We start from the raw sequence: 15,544 nt of genomic DNA, 5'->3' as shown, positions 1-15,544 counted from the left end.
GTCGGTTCCTCCCCTAATATGCGGAATGATCAGGCGCCGGCCTCTTTGAGCAGCCTGACCTGGCGCAGCGTATTCTGGCGGCTGCGCTCGAGGTGCCGCCACAGGGCATCGACGATCTGGGCCTTGCTGCCGGCGGCGATGGCATCGGCGATATTCTGGTGCTCCTCGACCGAGCGGGCGTAGTCGCCAAGGATCGAGACGAAAACCGTGTGCGTCTGGTCGAGAATGCGCTCGTGCGAGCCGGAAATGACCGGAATGCGCGCGGCCGACACAAGGGTCGTATGGAAGCTGCGGTCGTAAAAAAGCGCTTTCGACAATTCGTCGAGCGTCGAGCCTTTGGCGAATTCGCGATGTTTCGCCAGGCTTTCCAGAAGTTCCGCGTGCAGCGCTTCATCCAGTTGCCCGGCGTCGAAGGCCACTTCCACCGCGCCTTTTTCGAGCAGCATTCTAGCGGCGTAAAGTTCCTCCACATCCTCCACGGTGAAATCGCGCACCACCATGCCGCGCCGGGAGGAATTGACCACCAGCCCATCGGCCTCGAGTTTCAGGCAGGCTTCCTTCACCGGCGTGGGGCTGATGCCGAGATCGGCGGCAAGCTCATTGGGCAGCAGGCGTTCGCCGCCGCGCAATCTGCCGCTGACGATGCGCGCGCGCAGTTCCTGATGCGCCTGTTCGGCGAGCGTGACTTTGACCAGCGAGTTCATGGCGACATCATTGCCCAGCTTCGAAGGGCTGGCAATGGCTGAATATTAAAAATAAAAAATTTTTTATTTTACAAAGGCCGTTTTTCCTTTAGCTCTATCCCTCATCGGAAGCAGGCTGCTGGAGGAGGGCGGTCTGGCGATTTCCCGAAAGCCATCTTCGCGGCCATGGTCGCGGGGACGCGGCGTCTATTCCTCCCCGGAAGCGATCAAGCATCGAGGAATGACCGATCATGAAAATTACCGCTGTCGAACCTTTTATCCTGCACCTGCCGCTGACATCGGAGTCCATTTCCGATTCCACCCACAGCATCACCCATTGGGGCGTCGTCGGCGCAAAGATCACCACGAGCGATGGCCTTGAGGGCTATGGTTTTACCGGCACCCACGCGCATCTGCCGTCGGACAGGCTGATCACATCCTGCATCAGCGATTGTTACGCGCCCTTGCTTCTAGGGGAGGATGCGTCGGAGCATTCGAGGCTCTGGACGAAACTGGCCCGTTATCCGGCGCTGCAATGGGTCGGCAGGGCGGGCATCACCCATCTGGCGCTGGCCGCAGTCGACGTTGCGCTCTGGGACCTGAAGGCGAAAAAGGCGGGCGTGCCGCTCTGGCACTATCTCGGCGGCGCGCGCACGGCGGCGGTGGAGGCCTATAATACCGATATCGGCTGGCTTTCCTTCACGCTGGAGGATTTGCTCGCGGGCAGCGCAAGGGCGGTGGAGGAAGAAGGTTTCACCCGGCTGAAGATCAAGGTCGGGCATGACGATCCGAATATCGATATTGCCCGCCTTGCGGCCGTGCGCAAGCGTGTCGGTTCGTCCATCCGCATCGCCATCGACGGCAACGGCAAGTGGGATTTACCCACATGCCAGCGTTTCTGCGCGGCGGCGAAAGATCTGGACATTTACTGGTTCGAGGAACCGCTCTGGTATGACGATGTGACGAGCCATGCGCGGCTGGCGCGCAATACGTCGATTCCGATTGCGCTCGGGGAACAGCTCTACACGGTGGATGCGTTCCGCTCATTTATCGATGCCGGCGCGGTTGCCTATGTCCAGCCGGATGTGACCCGACTTGGCGGCATCACCGAATATATTCAGGTTGCCGATCTCGCGCTCGCCCATCGCCTGCCCGTGGTGCCGCATGCCGGTGAGATGAGCCAGGTGCATGTGCATCTGAGCTACTGGCACCCGGCTTCGACCATTCTCGAATATATTCCGTGGATCAAGGATCATTTCGAAGAGCCGATCCATGTGCGGGACGGTGTCTACAAACGTCCGGAGCGCCCCGGCGCCAGCACCACGCCTCTCGCGGAAAGCTTCGCCCGCTACGGCAAGGCGGTGAAATAAAAAGGCGGCGCATGGAATGCGCCGCCCTCATTTTCAAGCGTTGCCGTTAGCGCCAGCCGAGAGCCGGCGCTACCTGCTTGAGGATCGTCTCGATCACATGGGCGTTGTAATCGACGCCCAGCTGGTTCGGCACGGTCAGGAGCAGCGTATCGGCTTCGGCGATGGCCTCGTCGGCTTTCAGCTGTTCGATCAGTTTTTCCGGCTCGCGGCATAGCTGCGCCCGAAGATCGCGCGTGTCTTGTCGTCGATATAACCGATCTTGTCGTCGCCTTCGTTGCCGTAACCGAAATAGGACCGGTCGCGGTCGTTGACGAGGGCGAAGATGCTGCGGCTGACCGACACACGCGGCTCGCGGGTGTGGCCTGCTTCCTTCCATGCTTCCCGGAAGGTGCGGATCTGCTGCGCCTGCTGAACATGGAAAGGCTCGCCCGTTTCGTCCGTCTTCAGGGTGGAGCTTTGCAAATTCATGCCGAGCTTTGCCGCCCACACCGCCGTTGCATTGGAACTCGAACCCCACCAGATGCGCTCGCGCAGCCCTTCGGAATGCGGCTCCAGCCGCAAAAGGCCGGGCGGGTTCGGGAACATCGGGCGCGGATTCGGCTCAGCGAAACCTTCACCCTTCAAAAGCTCGAGGAAGACTTCGGTGTGCTGACGCGCCATGTCTTCTTCGCTCTGGCCCTCGGCCGGGCGGTAACCGAAATAACGCCAGCCATCGATCACCTGCTCCGGCGAGCCACGGCTGATGCCGAGTTGCAGGCGGCCGCCGGCGATGAGGTCGGCCGAACCGGCGTCCTCCGCCATGTAGAACGGGTTTTCATAACGCATGTCGATGACGCCGGTGCCGATCTCGATCTTTTTCGTGCGCGCGCCGACGGCAGCCAGCAGCGGAAAGGGCGAGGCAAGCTGGCGGGCGAAATGGTGCACGCGGAAATAAGCGCCGTCGGCGCCCAGCTCTTCCGCCGCGACGGCGAGGTCTATCGATTGCAGCAGCGTGTCCGCAGCCGAGCGGGTCTGCGACTGGGGCGAGGGCGTCCAGTGGCCGAAGGACAGGAATCCGATTTTTTTCATGATGACCTTCCAGATGTCGGAGGATGCCGGCTTTCACAAACCGGCTTCGTTGTTGTCAGTCATATAGGCTGGCACGCGCATCCTCCAACCGGCCACGCGTAGACACGGTGTCGCCGAAATGTGAACGATGGCTGTTCAGACCATCGTCCTGCGGTCGAGGATGAAGAGTTTTTCATGCGCGCGCGCCGTGGTGAGAATGAAGTCCATCAGCGAGCGCACACGCGGCACATTGGCAAGGTCTTGATGGCTGGTTAGCCAGTAGCCCCGCCGCAGTTCCACCTCACCGGCAAGCACCATCTGCAGGTCCGGAAAACGCGCGGCGATGAAATTCGGCAGGATGCACAGGCCCCGGCCGCTCAGCGTGGCCGTCAGCTGCGCGAAAATACTGGAGGACTGAAAGCCCGGACGCAGGCCGGGAAGCACATCGCGCATATAATCAAGGCCGGGCGAGAAGATCAGGTCCTGCACGTAACCGATGAAGAAATGATCGAGCAGGTCCTCGCGCTTGGTGATTTTCGGCCGCCCGGCGAGATAGGAACGCGAGGCATAGATATGCAGCGTATAATCGATGATCTGTTCGTTGATATAGGGACCGGCCTTCGGCGGATCGAGCGTGACGGCGACATCCGCCTCCTTTCGGGAAAGCGCCATGATCTGCTGGATCGTCACCATTTCCACCATGATGTGCGGATGGGTGACGGCGAAGTCTTTCAGCCTTTCCACGAAGAAAAAATTGGAAAAACCTTCAGGCGCGCTAAGGCGCACCACGCCGCGCAGCAGGCTGCCGCTTTCGGAAATATCCGATTGCAGCCTTTCGGCTTCCGCCTCGATACGCTCGACCGTATCCACCAGCCGCCGCCCGACGGTCGTGAGTTCATAACCGCGCGGGTTTCGCTCGAACAGCTTGGTTTTAAGCGAGAATTCCAGCCGGTCGATATGGCGGGAGACGGTGGCGTGGCTGGTGCGCAGGCTTCTGGCTGCCGATGAGAGCTGTCCGGTGCGGGCCACGGCCAGAAAATATTGCAGGTCGTCCCAGGTGAAAGGGGTGGCCATATTTGTCTCCCATCAAGAGTTCTGTTCAAAAATGAACAGTTCCTGTTCGCAATTTGATGATGCCCCGCTCTTGTGTCAACGGCCGAATTCGAGAAGTCTAGGCTCAGGATGCATCGCTTTGAGGAGGGCGGTGTGACCGTTCAGGTGCAATGGCATGCAAGTCCCCCACGCGGTTCGTTCACCGTTGCACAGACAATCTGAGGCTCGCAATCATCTCTGGGAGGAGAAGTCATGCGCAAGAGTATCGTTTTATCCACGGCCATGGCGCTGGCCGCTGGCACCGCCGCTTATGCCGCCGAGATTTCGGACGGCAAGGTCAAGATCGGCATTTTGAACGACCAGTCTGGCGTCTACGCCAATTTCGGCGGCAAATACTCTTATGAAGCCGCGAAGATGGCGGTCGAGGATTTCGGCGGCAAGGTGCTCGATGCGCCGGTGGAAGTGGTGACCGCCGACCACCAGAACAAGGCGGACGTCGCCTCCAATATCGCCCGCCAATGGTACGATACCGAACAGGTCGATTCGATCATGGAACTGACCTCCTCGTCGGTCGGCCTTGCCGTGCAGGCGCTGTCGAAGGACAAGAAGAAGATCACCATCAATACGGGTGCGGCAACCACCGAGCTCACCGGCAAGCAGTGCAGCCCCTATGGTTTCCACTGGGCCTATGACACCTATTCGCTGGCGGTCGGCACCGGCGGCGCGCTCGTCAAGCAGGGCGGCGACAGTTGGTTCTTCCTGACCGCCGACTATGCCTTCGGTTATTCGCTGGAAGAAAATACCGCCAATTTCGTCAAGTCCAATGGCGGTAAGGTTCTGGGTTCCGTGCGCCATCCGCTCGCAACGACGGACTACTCCTCTTTCCTGCTGCAGGCGCAGTCCTCGGGCGCGAAGGTCATCGGCCTTGCCAATGCCGGTCTCGACACCTCCAACGCCATCAAGCAGGCAGCCGAATTCGGCATCGTGGCCGGTGGCCAGCGGCTTGCGGCGCTTCTCTTCACGCTTGCCGAAGTCCACGGCCTCGGTCTCGAAGCGGCTCAAGGGTTGACGCTGACGGAAGGTTTTTATTGGGACCGCGACGATGAATCGCGCAAGTTCGGCGAACGCTTCAAGGAACGCACCGGCGCCATGCCGAACATGGTTCATGCAGGCACCTATTCCGCCGTGCTGCACTACCTGAAAGCCATCGAAAAGGCCGGCACCGACGATGCCGATGCCGTCGCCAAGGCCATGAAGGAAATGCCGGTCAACGATGTGTTCTCGAAGGATGGCCATGTGGCTGCCAACGGCCGCATGATCCATGACATGTATCTCATGGAAGTGAAGAAGCCGGACGAAAGCAAGCAGCCGTGGGATTATTACAAGGTACTTGCCACCATCCCCGGCAAGGAAGCCTTCATGGACCCCGCAAAGAGCGGTTGCCCGCTGGTAACGCAGTAAAGAAGAATAAAAAGGGGAAAGCTTGATGACGATCGCTCCCGCCCTTGCCGGGCAGGCCGAACCTCGCGTCGTTCTTTCGGCGCGTGGTCTCTCCAAGACCTTCGGCGCATTCGCAGCCGTGAAAAACGTCGATCTCGACGTCCACCATGCCCGCGTGCATGCGCTTATCGGTCCGAACGGTGCCGGCAAAACCACGGTCTTCAACCTGTTGACCAAGTTTCTCCAGCCGACAGGCGGGGCGATCACCTTCATGGGAACGGACATAACAAGGACGCCGCCGGACAAGGTGGCGCGTCTCGGCCTCGTCAGGTCTTTCCAGATATCGGCGGTGTTTCCGCATCTGACGGTTCTGGAAAACGTGCGGGTGGCGTTGCAGCGGCCGAACAGCCTCGCCACGCAGTTCTGGCTGCCGCTCTCCTCGCTCGACAGGCTGAACGCCCGCGCCGAGGAGCTGATCGCCATGGTCGGCCTGACACGGGAAAAACATGCGCTTGCGGCCGATCTTTCTTACGGCCGCAAGCGTGTGCTTGAAATCGCCACCACGCTGGCGCTCGATCCGAAGGTTCTGCTGCTCGATGAGCCGATGGCAGGCATGGGCGGCGAGGATGTCTCCCACGTCGCCGAACTCATCCGTGAGGTGGCAAAGACACGCGCGGTGCTGATGGTCGAACATAATCTGAAAGTCGTGGCCGATATCTGCCACCACGTCACGGTCTTGCAACGCGGTGAAATTCTGGCGGAGGGCGATTATGCCGCCGTTGCCGCCGATCCACGCGTGCGCACGGCCTATATGGGCACGGAGGAGGCTTGATATGGCGGCAATGCTCGAAGTCTCCAACCTGAAATCCTGGTACGGTGAAAGCCAGGCGCTGCACGGTGTCGATCTCACCGTCGGCGAGGGCGAAACCATCACCATTCTCGGTCGCAACGGTGTGGGCAAGACCACGACGCTGCGCACCATCATGGGCATCATCCGCAACCGCAAGGGTTCCATTAAGCTCGGCGGTAAGGATCTGATGCCGGTGCCGCTGCATCGCACGGCGAAATACGGCCTCGGTTTTGTGCCGGAAGAGCGCGGCATCTTCGCGACACTGAGCGTCGAGGAAAATCTGAAGCTGCCGCCTGTCGTCGCATCCGGCGGCATGACGCTCGATGAGATATACGAGTTGTTTCCCAATCTCTACGAACGCCGCACCAGCCCCGGCACCAAGCTTTCCGGCGGCGAGCAGCAGATGCTCGCCATGGCGCGCATCCTGCGCACCGGGGTGAAGGTGCTGCTGCTTGACGAACCGACCGAGGGGCTTGCCCCGGTCATCGTTCAGCGCATCGGCGAGGTGCTGCAAAAGCTGAAGAGCCGCGGCATGACCGTTGTTCTGGTCGAACAGAATTTCCGTTTTGCCAGCCGTATCGCCGACCGTTTCTACCTGATGGATCATGGTCAGATGGTCAGCAATTTTCCGGTCCGCGAGCTTTCCGGCCGCATGGGCGAGCTCAACAAGGTGCTGGGGGTTTAATGATGACGATGATCTTCGGCGTTCCAATTCAGGCACTGCTCGGGCAATTGCTGGTGGGCCTTATCAACGGGTCGTTTTATGCGCTGCTGTCGCTTGGCCTTGCCGTCATTTTCGGCCTGCTGCGCGTCATCAATTTTGCCCATGGCGCGCAATATATGCTCGGCGCTTTCGTCGCCTTCCTCGGCCTGCAATATTTCGGTATCAATTTCTGGGTGGCGCTCATCGTCACACCTTTCGTCGTGGCGTTGTTCGGTGCGATTGTCGAACGCTTCCTGCTGTCGCGGCTTTACGATCTCGATCCGCTTTACGGGCTGCTGTTCACCTTCGGTCTGGCGCTGGTGGTGGAAGGCACGTTCCGCTGGCTTTACGGCGCGGCGGGCCAACCCTATTCGGTGCCGCGCGAGCTTGCCGGCGGTACCAATCTCGGCTTCATGTTTCTGCCGAATTACCGCGCTTTCGTCGTCGTCATCTCGCTCATCGTCTGCATCGCCACCTGGGCGTTGATCGAAAAGACGCGGCTTGGCTCCTATCTGCGCGCTGCGACGGAAAACCCGACGCTGGTGCAGGCTTTCGGCATCAACGTGCCGGTGCTGTTGACGCTGACCTACGCGCTGGGTGCCGGCCTTGCCGGTTTCACCGGGGTTCTCGCCGCGCCGATCTATCAGGTCTCGCCGCTGATGGGCACGAACCTCATCATCGTCGTCTTCGCGGTGGTCGTGGTCGGCGGCATGGGGTCGATCATGGGCGCCATCGTCACCGGTTATATGCTGGGCGTCGCCGAAGGCTTGACCAAGGTGTTCTACCCGGAAGCCTCCAACATCGTCATCTTCGTCATCATGGCCTTTGTGCTGCTCATCCGCCCCGCCGGACTTTTCGGAAAGGACGCCTGATATGTCCAAAGCCACCCATAGCCCCACTGCCGGAGCAATGCCGCAGACGGAGGTTTCGACGACTGCCGGCACCATCAAGACCGTGCTTATTCTCGCAGGGCTCGCCGTTCTCATCGCCGCGCCGATGTTCGTTTATCCGATCTTTCTGATGAAGCTTCTGTGCTTTGCGCTGTTTGCCTGTGCCTTCAACCTCCTGATCGGTTACACCGGGCTGCTTTCCTTCGGCCATGCGGCGTTTTTCGGTGGTGCCGCTTATTTCACCGCCTATTCGGTGAAGGAGTGGGGCGTCACGCCGGAGATCGGCCTTGTCATCGGCATGGCGGGTGCGGCGCTGCTCGGTCTCGTCATCGGCTTTTTCGCCATTCGCCGCCAGGGCATCTATTTCGCCATGATCACGCTCGCGCTGTCGCAGATGTTTTATTTCTTCTGCCTTCAGGCGCCGTTCACCCATGGCGAGGATGGTCTGCAGGGCGTGCCGCGCGGCCATCTCTTCGGCCTTCTCGACCTCAATGCGCCGCTCAATATCTATTACACGGTGCTTGCCGCCTTTGTGTTGGCGCTTCTTGTCATCTGGCGTTTCGTCAATTCGCCCTTCGGCATGATCCTGAAATCGATCCGCGAAAACGAGCAGCGCGCCATTTCGCTGGGCTACAGCGTGCAGCGCTACAAGCTCGGTGCTTTCGTAATGTCGGCGACGCTGGCCGGTCTCGCGGGCGGTCTGAAGGCGCTGGTCTTCCAGTTCGCGACGCTGACGGATGTGACCTGGCAGATGTCGGGCGAAGTAATCTTGATGACGCTGCTCGGCGGCATCGCCACCATGATTGGCCCGATTTTTGGCGCGGGTCTCGTCGTCACGCTACAGAATTATCTCGCGACATCCGATTTCCCGGTCACCATCATCACCGGCCTCGTGTTCATGGCCTGCGTTCTGGTGTTCCGGCGCGGTTTGATCGGCGAATTTTACGCGTCGCGGCTCGGGAGAAAACTCGGCTTTCAGCACCGCAGCTAGACATTTTTGAAAACACTGGAAAAGGCCTCCTCCGCGTCCGGGACGGTGCGGCAAGGGCGGCGCATGGAGAAGAGCATGGGCGAATATGACTATATCGTCATCGGAGCGGGGAGTGCCGGATGCGTTCTCGCCAACCGCCTTTCGAAAGATCCGAACAACCGCGTGCTGCTTCTGGAAGCGGGCGGCAACGACAATTACCACTGGATCCACATTCCGGTCGGTTATCTCTATTGCATCAACAATCCGCGCACCGACTGGTGTTTCAAGACGGCGGAAGAGCCGGGGCTTAACGGCCGCTCGCTGATCTATCCGCGCGGCAAGGTGCTTGGTGGCTGCTCCTCCATCAACGGCATGATCTATATGCGCGGCCAGGCGCGCGATTATGATATGTGGCGGCAGCTCGGCTGCGAGGGCTGGGGGTGGAACGATATCCTGCCCTATTTCCTGAAGTCGGAAGACTTTTATCGCGGCAAAAACGAGATGCATTCCGCCGGCGGCGAATGGCGGGTGGAGAAGGCGCGCGTGCGCTGGGATGTGCTGGATGCCTTCCAGAAGGCGGCGGGCGAGGCGGGTATTCCTGCGACCGATGATTTCAACCGGGGTGACAATGAAGGCGCCGGTTATTTCGACGTCAACCAGCGGGCCGGCTGGCGCTGGAACACGGCGAAAGCCTTCCTGAAACCGGCGCTCGGCCGCAAGAACCTGACGGTTCTGACCAAGGCCCATGTCAAGCGCCTCATCATCGAAGAAGGCCGTGTTACCGGCGTCGAGTTTCACCATGACGGCGTCCTGAAAAAGATGCGGGCGCGGCGCGAGACGGTGCTGTCCGCCGGTGCCATCGGCTCGCCGCATATTCTGGAGCTTTCCGGTGTCGGCCGTGGCGATGTGTTGCAGGCGGCCGGTATCGACACGGTGGCCGAGGTTCAGGGTGTGGGCGAGAACCTGCAGGATCATCTGCAATTGCGCATGGTCTACAAGGTCTCCGGCGTCCTGACGCTGAATGAAAGGGCCTCCACCCTGTTCGGCAAGGCTAGGATCGGCCTCGAATATGCGCTGACGCGCTCCGGGCCGATGTCGATGGCGCCGAGCCAGCTTGGTGTTTTCACCCGATCTTCGCCGGAAAAGGAAACCGCCGATCTGGAGTATCATGTCCAGCCGGTTTCGCTCGACAAGTTCGGCGATCCGGTTCACACTTTTCCGGCCATTACCGCAAGTGTCTGCAATCTGCGGCCGGAAAGCCGGGGCTCAGTGCATGTGAAAGGACCGGATTTCGCCATGCAGCCGGAAATCCGCCCGAACTATCTTTCCACCGAAGGCGACCGCCAGGTGGCCATCGACGCCATGCGGCTGACGCGCCGCATCGTCGCCCAGCCGGCCTTCGCGCGCTTCAAGCCGCAGGAATACAAGCCGGGTCCCTCCTTCGAAAACGACAATGATCTCGCCAAGGCGGCGGGCGATATCGGCACCACCATCTTCCATCCCGTTGGCACGCTGCGCATGGGTTCGGACATGGAAAGCGTGGTCGATGCGCGGCTGAAATTCCGCAGGCTCGCCGGGCTGCGCGTCGCCGACGCATCGGTGATGCCGCGCATCACATCCGGAAATACCAATTCCCCGACGATCATGATTGCCGAAAAGGCCGCCGACATGATCCTTGCGGATAATCGCTGAAAGGAGCGCTCCGATGAAGACCGTCGCTTTTATCGGGCTGGGACATATGGGCCTGCCCATGGCCGCCAATCTCGTCAAGGCCGGATATGCCGTCAGGGGTCACGATCTTTCCGACGCCTGCCGCGCGGCGGCGAGAGAGGCGGGCGTTCCCGTTGCCGCGGATTCTGCCGAGGCCATCGAAGCGGCTGACGTGATCATCACCATGCTGCCGAAGGGCGAACATGTCGTGTCGGTCTATGGCGATCTGGTTCGGAAAATCCCTGCCGGCACGCTTCTCATCGATTGCTCGACGGTGGATATGGAAAGCGCGCTGAAGGCGCATGAGCTGGCCGCTTCCGCCGGTTGCCCCTCGGTCGATGCGCCCGTTTCCGGCGGGACGGGCGGGGCTGCGGCGGGTACCCTGACCTTCATGTGCGGCGGCGAGGCTGCGGCCTTCGCTGCGGCAAAGCCGGTGCTGGAGGCGATGGGCAAGAAGATCGTGCATTGCGGCAAGGGCGGCAACGGCCAGGCGGCGAAGATTTGCAACAACATGATCCTCGGCATTTCCATGATCGCCGTTTCGGAAGCTTTTGTTCTGGGCGAAAAACTCGGCCTCTCGCATCAGGCGCTGTTCGACGTCGCCTCCACCTCTTCCGGGCAATGCTGGTCGCTCACCACCTATTGCCCGGTGCCGGGACCGGTGCCGACATCGCCCGCCAACAAGGATTACCAGCCCGGATTTGCCGCGGCCCTGATGCTGAAGGATCTGAAGCTTTCGCAGGAGGCCGCCAATGGAGCGGGGGCTTCCACTCCGCTCGGTGCGGCGGCGGCGGCGCTTTACGAGAACTTCGTCGGCGAAGGAAGCGGCGGGCGTGATTTTTCCGCCATCGTCGAAATGCTGCGCGGGAGCGAAGCATGACGGACGCCGCGCCATCCGACATCTTATGGGTTCCGCCGGAGAAGAGGCTGGAGCGCTCCGCGCTTTTCGCCTTCGCGACGAAAACGGCAAAGCTGCACGGGCAGGCCGCCAATGACTATGCCGGCCTGCTGCGCTGGTCCATCAACGCGCCGGATGAATTTTACGATGCGCTGTGGGACGAACTCGGCATGATCGGCACACGCGGCGAAACCGCATTCAAACCGGGCGCGACGATCCGGGAGGCCGAGTTCTATCCGGGCGCGAGGCTCAATTACGCTGAAAACCTGCTGCGCGATGCCGATGAGCGGCTGGCCATCATCGCCCATCGCGACGATGGCACAAGGCGCGAGATTAGCCGCAGAGAGCTTTACGACGACGTGTCCCGCATGGTGCAGGCGCTTGCCCATGCCGGTGTGAGGCAAGGCGACCGCGTCGGGGCCATCGTCACCCATGATATCGAGGCGATTGTCAGCTATCTGGCCGCGAGCGCCATCGGGGCGATCTGGTCGTCCTGCTCGCCGGATTTCGGCCCGGCGGGAGCCTCCGACCGCCTGTCGCAGATCGGTCCGAAAATCCTCATCGCCGTGCCGGAATATGGTTATGCCGGCAAACGCATCGATGTCGGCCCGACCATTCGCGCCGTGGCGGAAAGTGCGGCTCCTGAAAAGATCGTGCTGATCGGCGATGCCGTTCCCGAAAGCCTTGCCGATCTCGGCTGCGTGACGCTTAAGGATTTCGTCGCGCCTTATGCGGCGGGCGAGATTGCCTTCAACCGTCTGCCCATCAAGGCGCCGCTGGCGATCCTCTATTCCTCCGGCACCACCGGCAAGCCGAAATGCATCACCCATTCCGGCGGCGGTTTGCTTATTCAGCACATGAAGGAGCTGAAGCTGCAATGCGATATTCAGGAAGGGGAGCGCTTTTTCTATTTCACCACCTGCGGCTGGATGATGTGGAACTGGCAGGTCTCCGGTCTGGCGCTTGGCGCTACGCTCGTCACCTATGACGGCAATCCCGGTTATCCGACATCCGCGCGGCTGATCGATCTCATCGACGCCGAACGGATCGCCACTTTCGGCACGTCGGCGAAGTTTATCGACGCCTGCCTGAAGGCCGGGCTGAAGCCGCGCGAAAGCCACGATCTTTCACCGCTGCGGACAATTCTCTCCACCGGCTCGCCGCTCATCCCGCAATCCTTCGATTATATCTATCGCGACTGGAAGGCAGACGTGCACCTTGCCTCCATTTCCGGCGGCACGGATATCTGCGCCTGTTTCCTCGGCGGCAACCCTTTGCAGCCGGTGCATCGCGGCGAATTGCAGGGTGCGATGCTCGGCATGGATATCGACACGCTGGACGATGAGGGCCGTTCCGTTCGCGGTGTTGCCGGCGAACTCGTCTGCCGCAATGCGCATCTGTCCATGCCGGTCAAATTCTGGGGCGATGAGGACGGTTCGCGCTATCAGGCTGCCTATTTCGACCGGTTTCCCGGCATCTGGGCGCATGGTGATTTTGCCGAAATGCGCCCCTCCGGCGGTTATGTCATCCATGGACGCTCGGATACGACGCTCAATCCCGGGGGGGTGCGCATCGGGACTGCGGAAATCTACCGGCAGGTGGAAACCGTGCCTGAAGTCGAGGAGGCGATTGCCGTGGGGCAGGATATCGACGGCGACCAGCGGGTCATCCTCTTCCTGCGCATGAAGGGCGGCGCGGCCCTGACGGAAGAGCTGGAAAAGACCATCCGCAGCCGCATCCGTTCGGGCGCCACGCCGCGGCATGTGCCGGCAAGGATCATTGCCGTCAGCGCCATTCCCCGCACCCGTTCGGGCAAGATTTCCGAAATCGCGGTGCGCGACACCATCCATGGCCGGCCGGTGAAGAATGCCGATGCGCTCGCCAATCCTGAAGCGCTCGAACTTTTCCGCAACCTGCCGCAGCTGAAGGACTAGGCCGATGGAGGATCAACCGAAAACCGTGCTCGTCACGGGTTCCACCAGCGGCATCGGGCTTGCCATCGCCAGGCGTTTCGCCGAGGCGGGGTATCTGGTCGCGGTGCATGGCATAGAGACGGCGGAGGAGGCGACGCAGGCGCTGGAGGCGGTTGCGAAGGTGGCGCGGCACAGGCCGGTCTATTTTGCCGCCAACCTCGCCAATTACGATGAAAGCGCCCATCTGCCGGAAACCGTCATCGCCGAATTCGGTCATATCGACGTCCTCGTCAACAATGCCGGCATTCAGAAGGTCGCGGCGATCGACGAGTTCGATTTCGCCGATTTCTCCCGCATCGTCGCCATCTCGCTCGACAGCGCGTTTCACACCATCCATGCGGCGCTGCCGGGCATGAAGGAAAGAGGCTGGGGCCGCATCGTCAACATCGCTTCCGCGCATGGCCTGCGCGCCTCGCCCTTCAAGGGGCCTTATGTGGCGACCAAACATGCGGTGGTGGGCCTGACGAAAAGCGTGGCGCTGGAAGTGGCCGAACTCGGCATTACCTGCAACGCCATCTGCCCCGGCTATGTCTGGACGCCGCTTGTCGCCGCCCAGGTTGCCGATCAGGCGCGCGTGCATGGCATGAGCGAGGAGGAGGTGGTGAAGAAGGTGATGCTTGCGCCGCAGCCGACAAGGCGGTTCGTGCAACCGGAAGAAGTGGCGGAAATGGCGCTTTATCTCGCGGGCGATATGGCGCGCTCCATCACCGGCACCACCATCTCCATCGATGGCGGCTGGACCGCGAAATAATTCTCGCGCACGCGCTTGAAGCGAACCGTCTCATCGGCTTCCGGCATTGTTGAGCGGTTTCAATCCTGTATAGTTTTCGTGAACGGCGGGGTCAGCGCCGTGTTCACGGAAAAGCGTCATGATGAACACAGGGTCTTTTGAAGCGCCGCTGGCGCGCTCCCGCTTCGATACGCGCCAGGTGCCGAAACGCGACGCCATGGGGCTCTGGCGGGATTCGATCAACGTGCTGTTCGATGCCCGCCTGCGTCGCCCGCAGGATGACAGTTTCTTCGCCAGCGTCGATGCGGCTTTCATCGGCAATGTCGCGCTCGGCCGCACCCAGTCCTCGGCGCAGGATTTCGACCGTTCGCGCCACAAGCTTGCCCGCGACGGCATGGACGGTTTTCTCCTGCAATTTTACGCCAGCGGACAGAGCATGTCGCGGCGCGGATCGGGCGAGACCGCAGGCCCCGGCGACCTCTATCTCATCGATATGGCGCAGCCGCTTGCCACTGCAACGACCGATCACGACCATCTCAGCCTCGTCGTGCCGCGCCGGCTGCTGGAGGGCAGGCTTGTCGGTTCCGGCAATCATCATGAACGTGTTCTGCCAGCCGGTTTGCCGCTGGTATCGCTGCTGCGCGAAACGATGACGAGCATCTATCGCCATTTCGACCTGATGAACGCCAGTGAAGGCGCAGCGACGGTCTCGCCGCTTCTGGACCTTGCCGCAGCCGCCATCAACAATCATGTCGGGCACGACAATGCGCAGGGCGTGCAGCGGGCGCTCAGGGCATCCATCCGGCGCTATATCGACAATCACCTGCTCGATCCGGCGCTGTCGGTGGAAAGGGTCATGGGCGAATTCGGCGTGTCGCGACGCACCGTCTATCGGCTTTTCGAGCCGCTGGGTGGGTTTTCGGCCTGCATCACCCATCGGCGTCTTGAACGCGCGATGGATTTTCTGCGGGCACCGCAATCGGCGCATATGACGATTGCCGAGGTGGCGGCGTCTTATGGTTTCACCAATCCGGAAAATTTCAGCCGCGTCTTCAAGAAGACCTTCGGCCTTTCGCCGCGTCAGATGCGGCATTTCGCTTCGGAAAACCGCGACCTCACGTCGGATATTGTGAAGCCGGATAGCGCGGAATGGACCCGCTGGATCGTGCAGCTCGGCCGCTGACCACGCTTTTTCGGATGCCCTTCTGACACTTTATGCGGGTTTGT

General features: G+C 61.0%; 13 protein-coding genes and 1 pseudogene. 11 read left to right on the top strand and 3 right to left on the bottom strand.

Going from position 1 to position 15,544, the window contains the following annotated elements; translation table 11 throughout:
* Positions 1-29: 29 nt before the first annotated feature.
* Complete coding sequence (locus L901_RS12010) at positions 30-704, bottom strand: GntR family transcriptional regulator (protein WP_059756898.1); 675 nt, start codon at positions 702-704, stop codon at positions 30-32.
* 230 nt (positions 705-934) lie between these two features.
* On the opposite strand from L901_RS12010, the gene L901_RS12005 reads away from it, so the two are divergent.
* The gene (locus L901_RS12005; protein ID WP_059756896.1) at positions 935-2,053 is read left to right on the top strand and encodes a mandelate racemase/muconate lactonizing enzyme family protein; all 1,119 of its coding nucleotides are present in this window, start codon (positions 935-937) and stop codon (positions 2,051-2,053) included.
* A gap of 46 nt (positions 2,054-2,099) precedes the next feature.
* On the opposite strand, the pseudogene L901_RS12000 reads toward L901_RS12005, so the two are convergent.
* Positions 2,100-3,121, bottom strand: a pseudogene (locus tag L901_RS12000) (LLM class flavin-dependent oxidoreductase).
* A 135-nt stretch (positions 3,122-3,256) separates the two neighbouring features.
* On the bottom strand, positions 3,257-4,174 hold the full coding sequence (locus L901_RS11995) for a LysR family transcriptional regulator (protein ID WP_059756893.1): 918 nt from the start codon (positions 4,172-4,174) through the stop codon (positions 3,257-3,259).
* A 231-nt stretch (positions 4,175-4,405) separates the two neighbouring features.
* Here L901_RS11995 and L901_RS11990 point away from each other — a divergent pair, with 231 nt between their 5' ends.
* The 10 genes from L901_RS11990 (at position 4,406) to L901_RS11945 (ending at position 15,500) form a co-directional block, all read left to right on the top strand.
* Positions 4,406-5,614: an ABC transporter substrate-binding protein gene (locus tag L901_RS11990; RefSeq protein ID WP_059756891.1), complete on the top strand. Its 1,209-nt coding sequence runs from the start codon at positions 4,406-4,408 to the stop codon at positions 5,612-5,614.
* 25 nt (positions 5,615-5,639) lie between these two features.
* Positions 5,640-6,425 (top strand): ABC transporter ATP-binding protein, encoded by a 786-nt coding sequence (locus L901_RS11985; RefSeq protein WP_059756888.1) that lies wholly within the window; start codon positions 5,640-5,642, stop codon positions 6,423-6,425.
* Between the two features lies 1 nt (position 6,426).
* The gene (locus L901_RS11980; protein ID WP_059756885.1) at positions 6,427-7,128 is read left to right on the top strand and encodes an ABC transporter ATP-binding protein; all 702 of its coding nucleotides are present in this window, start codon (positions 6,427-6,429) and stop codon (positions 7,126-7,128) included.
* Positions 7,129-7,130: 2 nt separating this feature from the next.
* Positions 7,131-8,018, top strand: coding sequence for a branched-chain amino acid ABC transporter permease (locus L901_RS11975; RefSeq protein WP_003522496.1), 888 nt, complete (start codon positions 7,131-7,133; stop codon positions 8,016-8,018).
* Between the two features lies 1 nt (position 8,019).
* Positions 8,020-9,027 (top strand): branched-chain amino acid ABC transporter permease, encoded by a 1,008-nt coding sequence (locus L901_RS11970; RefSeq protein ID WP_059756883.1) that lies wholly within the window; start codon positions 8,020-8,022, stop codon positions 9,025-9,027.
* A gap of 75 nt (positions 9,028-9,102) precedes the next feature.
* Positions 9,103-10,698 carry a GMC family oxidoreductase gene (locus L901_RS11965; protein WP_003522498.1) on the top strand — a complete coding sequence of 532 codons (1,596 nt, stop codon included), beginning with the start codon at positions 9,103-9,105 and terminating at the stop codon, positions 10,696-10,698.
* A 13-nt stretch (positions 10,699-10,711) separates the two neighbouring features.
* Entirely contained in the window at positions 10,712-11,596 is an 885-nt protein-coding gene (gene mmsB, locus L901_RS11960; RefSeq protein WP_059756880.1) for a 3-hydroxyisobutyrate dehydrogenase, read from the top strand.
* Complete coding sequence (locus L901_RS11955) at positions 11,593-13,548, top strand: acetoacetate--CoA ligase (RefSeq protein WP_059756877.1); 1,956 nt, start codon at positions 11,593-11,595, stop codon at positions 13,546-13,548. The genes mmsB and L901_RS11955 overlap by 4 nt, the downstream gene beginning before the upstream one ends.
* Before the next feature lie 4 nt (positions 13,549-13,552).
* On the top strand, positions 13,553-14,338 hold the full coding sequence (locus L901_RS11950; RefSeq protein WP_059756874.1) for a 3-hydroxybutyrate dehydrogenase: 786 nt from the start codon (positions 13,553-13,555) through the stop codon (positions 14,336-14,338).
* A gap of 118 nt (positions 14,339-14,456) precedes the next feature.
* On the top strand, positions 14,457-15,500 hold the full coding sequence (locus L901_RS11945) for a helix-turn-helix domain-containing protein (protein WP_059756871.1): 1,044 nt from the start codon (positions 14,457-14,459) through the stop codon (positions 15,498-15,500).
* Positions 15,501-15,544 lie beyond the last annotated feature (44 nt).

It is taken from the genome of Agrobacterium sp. D14 (assembly GCF_001526505.1).
Taxonomy (GTDB): Bacteria; Pseudomonadota; Alphaproteobacteria; order Rhizobiales; family Rhizobiaceae; genus Agrobacterium; species Agrobacterium leguminum.
This window is presented reverse-complemented; position numbering and strand designations above follow the sequence as displayed.

What these genes read in the sequence shown, in the direction of transcription:
- L901_RS11950 (WP_059756874.1), top strand. Translation starts at nt 13,553, where the DNA reads ATGGAGGATCAACCGAAAACCGTGCTCGTCACGGGTTCCACCAGCGGC.
- L901_RS11990 (WP_059756891.1), top strand. Translation starts at nt 4,406, where the DNA reads ATGCGCAAGAGTATCGTTTTATCCACGGCCATGGCGCTGGCCGCTGGC.
- L901_RS11965 (WP_003522498.1), top strand. Translation starts at nt 9,103, where the DNA reads ATGGGCGAATATGACTATATCGTCATCGGAGCGGGGAGTGCCGGATGC.
- L901_RS12005 (WP_059756896.1), top strand. Translation starts at nt 935, where the DNA reads ATGAAAATTACCGCTGTCGAACCTTTTATCCTGCACCTGCCGCTGACA.
- L901_RS12010 (WP_059756898.1), bottom strand. Translation starts at nt 704, where the DNA reads ATGAACTCGCTGGTCAAAGTCACGCTCGCCGAACAGGCGCATCAGGAA.
- mmsB (WP_059756880.1), top strand. Translation starts at nt 10,712, where the DNA reads ATGAAGACCGTCGCTTTTATCGGGCTGGGACATATGGGCCTGCCCATG.
- L901_RS11955 (WP_059756877.1), top strand. Translation starts at nt 11,593, where the DNA reads ATGACGGACGCCGCGCCATCCGACATCTTATGGGTTCCGCCGGAGAAG.
- L901_RS11980 (WP_059756885.1), top strand. Translation starts at nt 6,427, where the DNA reads ATGGCGGCAATGCTCGAAGTCTCCAACCTGAAATCCTGGTACGGTGAA.
- L901_RS11945 (WP_059756871.1), top strand. Translation starts at nt 14,457, where the DNA reads ATGATGAACACAGGGTCTTTTGAAGCGCCGCTGGCGCGCTCCCGCTTC.
- L901_RS11975 (WP_003522496.1), top strand. Translation starts at nt 7,131, where the DNA reads ATGACGATGATCTTCGGCGTTCCAATTCAGGCACTGCTCGGGCAATTG.
- L901_RS11995 (WP_059756893.1), bottom strand. Translation starts at nt 4,174, where the DNA reads ATGGCCACCCCTTTCACCTGGGACGACCTGCAATATTTTCTGGCCGTG.
- L901_RS11985 (WP_059756888.1), top strand. Translation starts at nt 5,640, where the DNA reads ATGACGATCGCTCCCGCCCTTGCCGGGCAGGCCGAACCTCGCGTCGTT.
- L901_RS11970 (WP_059756883.1), top strand. Translation starts at nt 8,020, where the DNA reads ATGTCCAAAGCCACCCATAGCCCCACTGCCGGAGCAATGCCGCAGACG.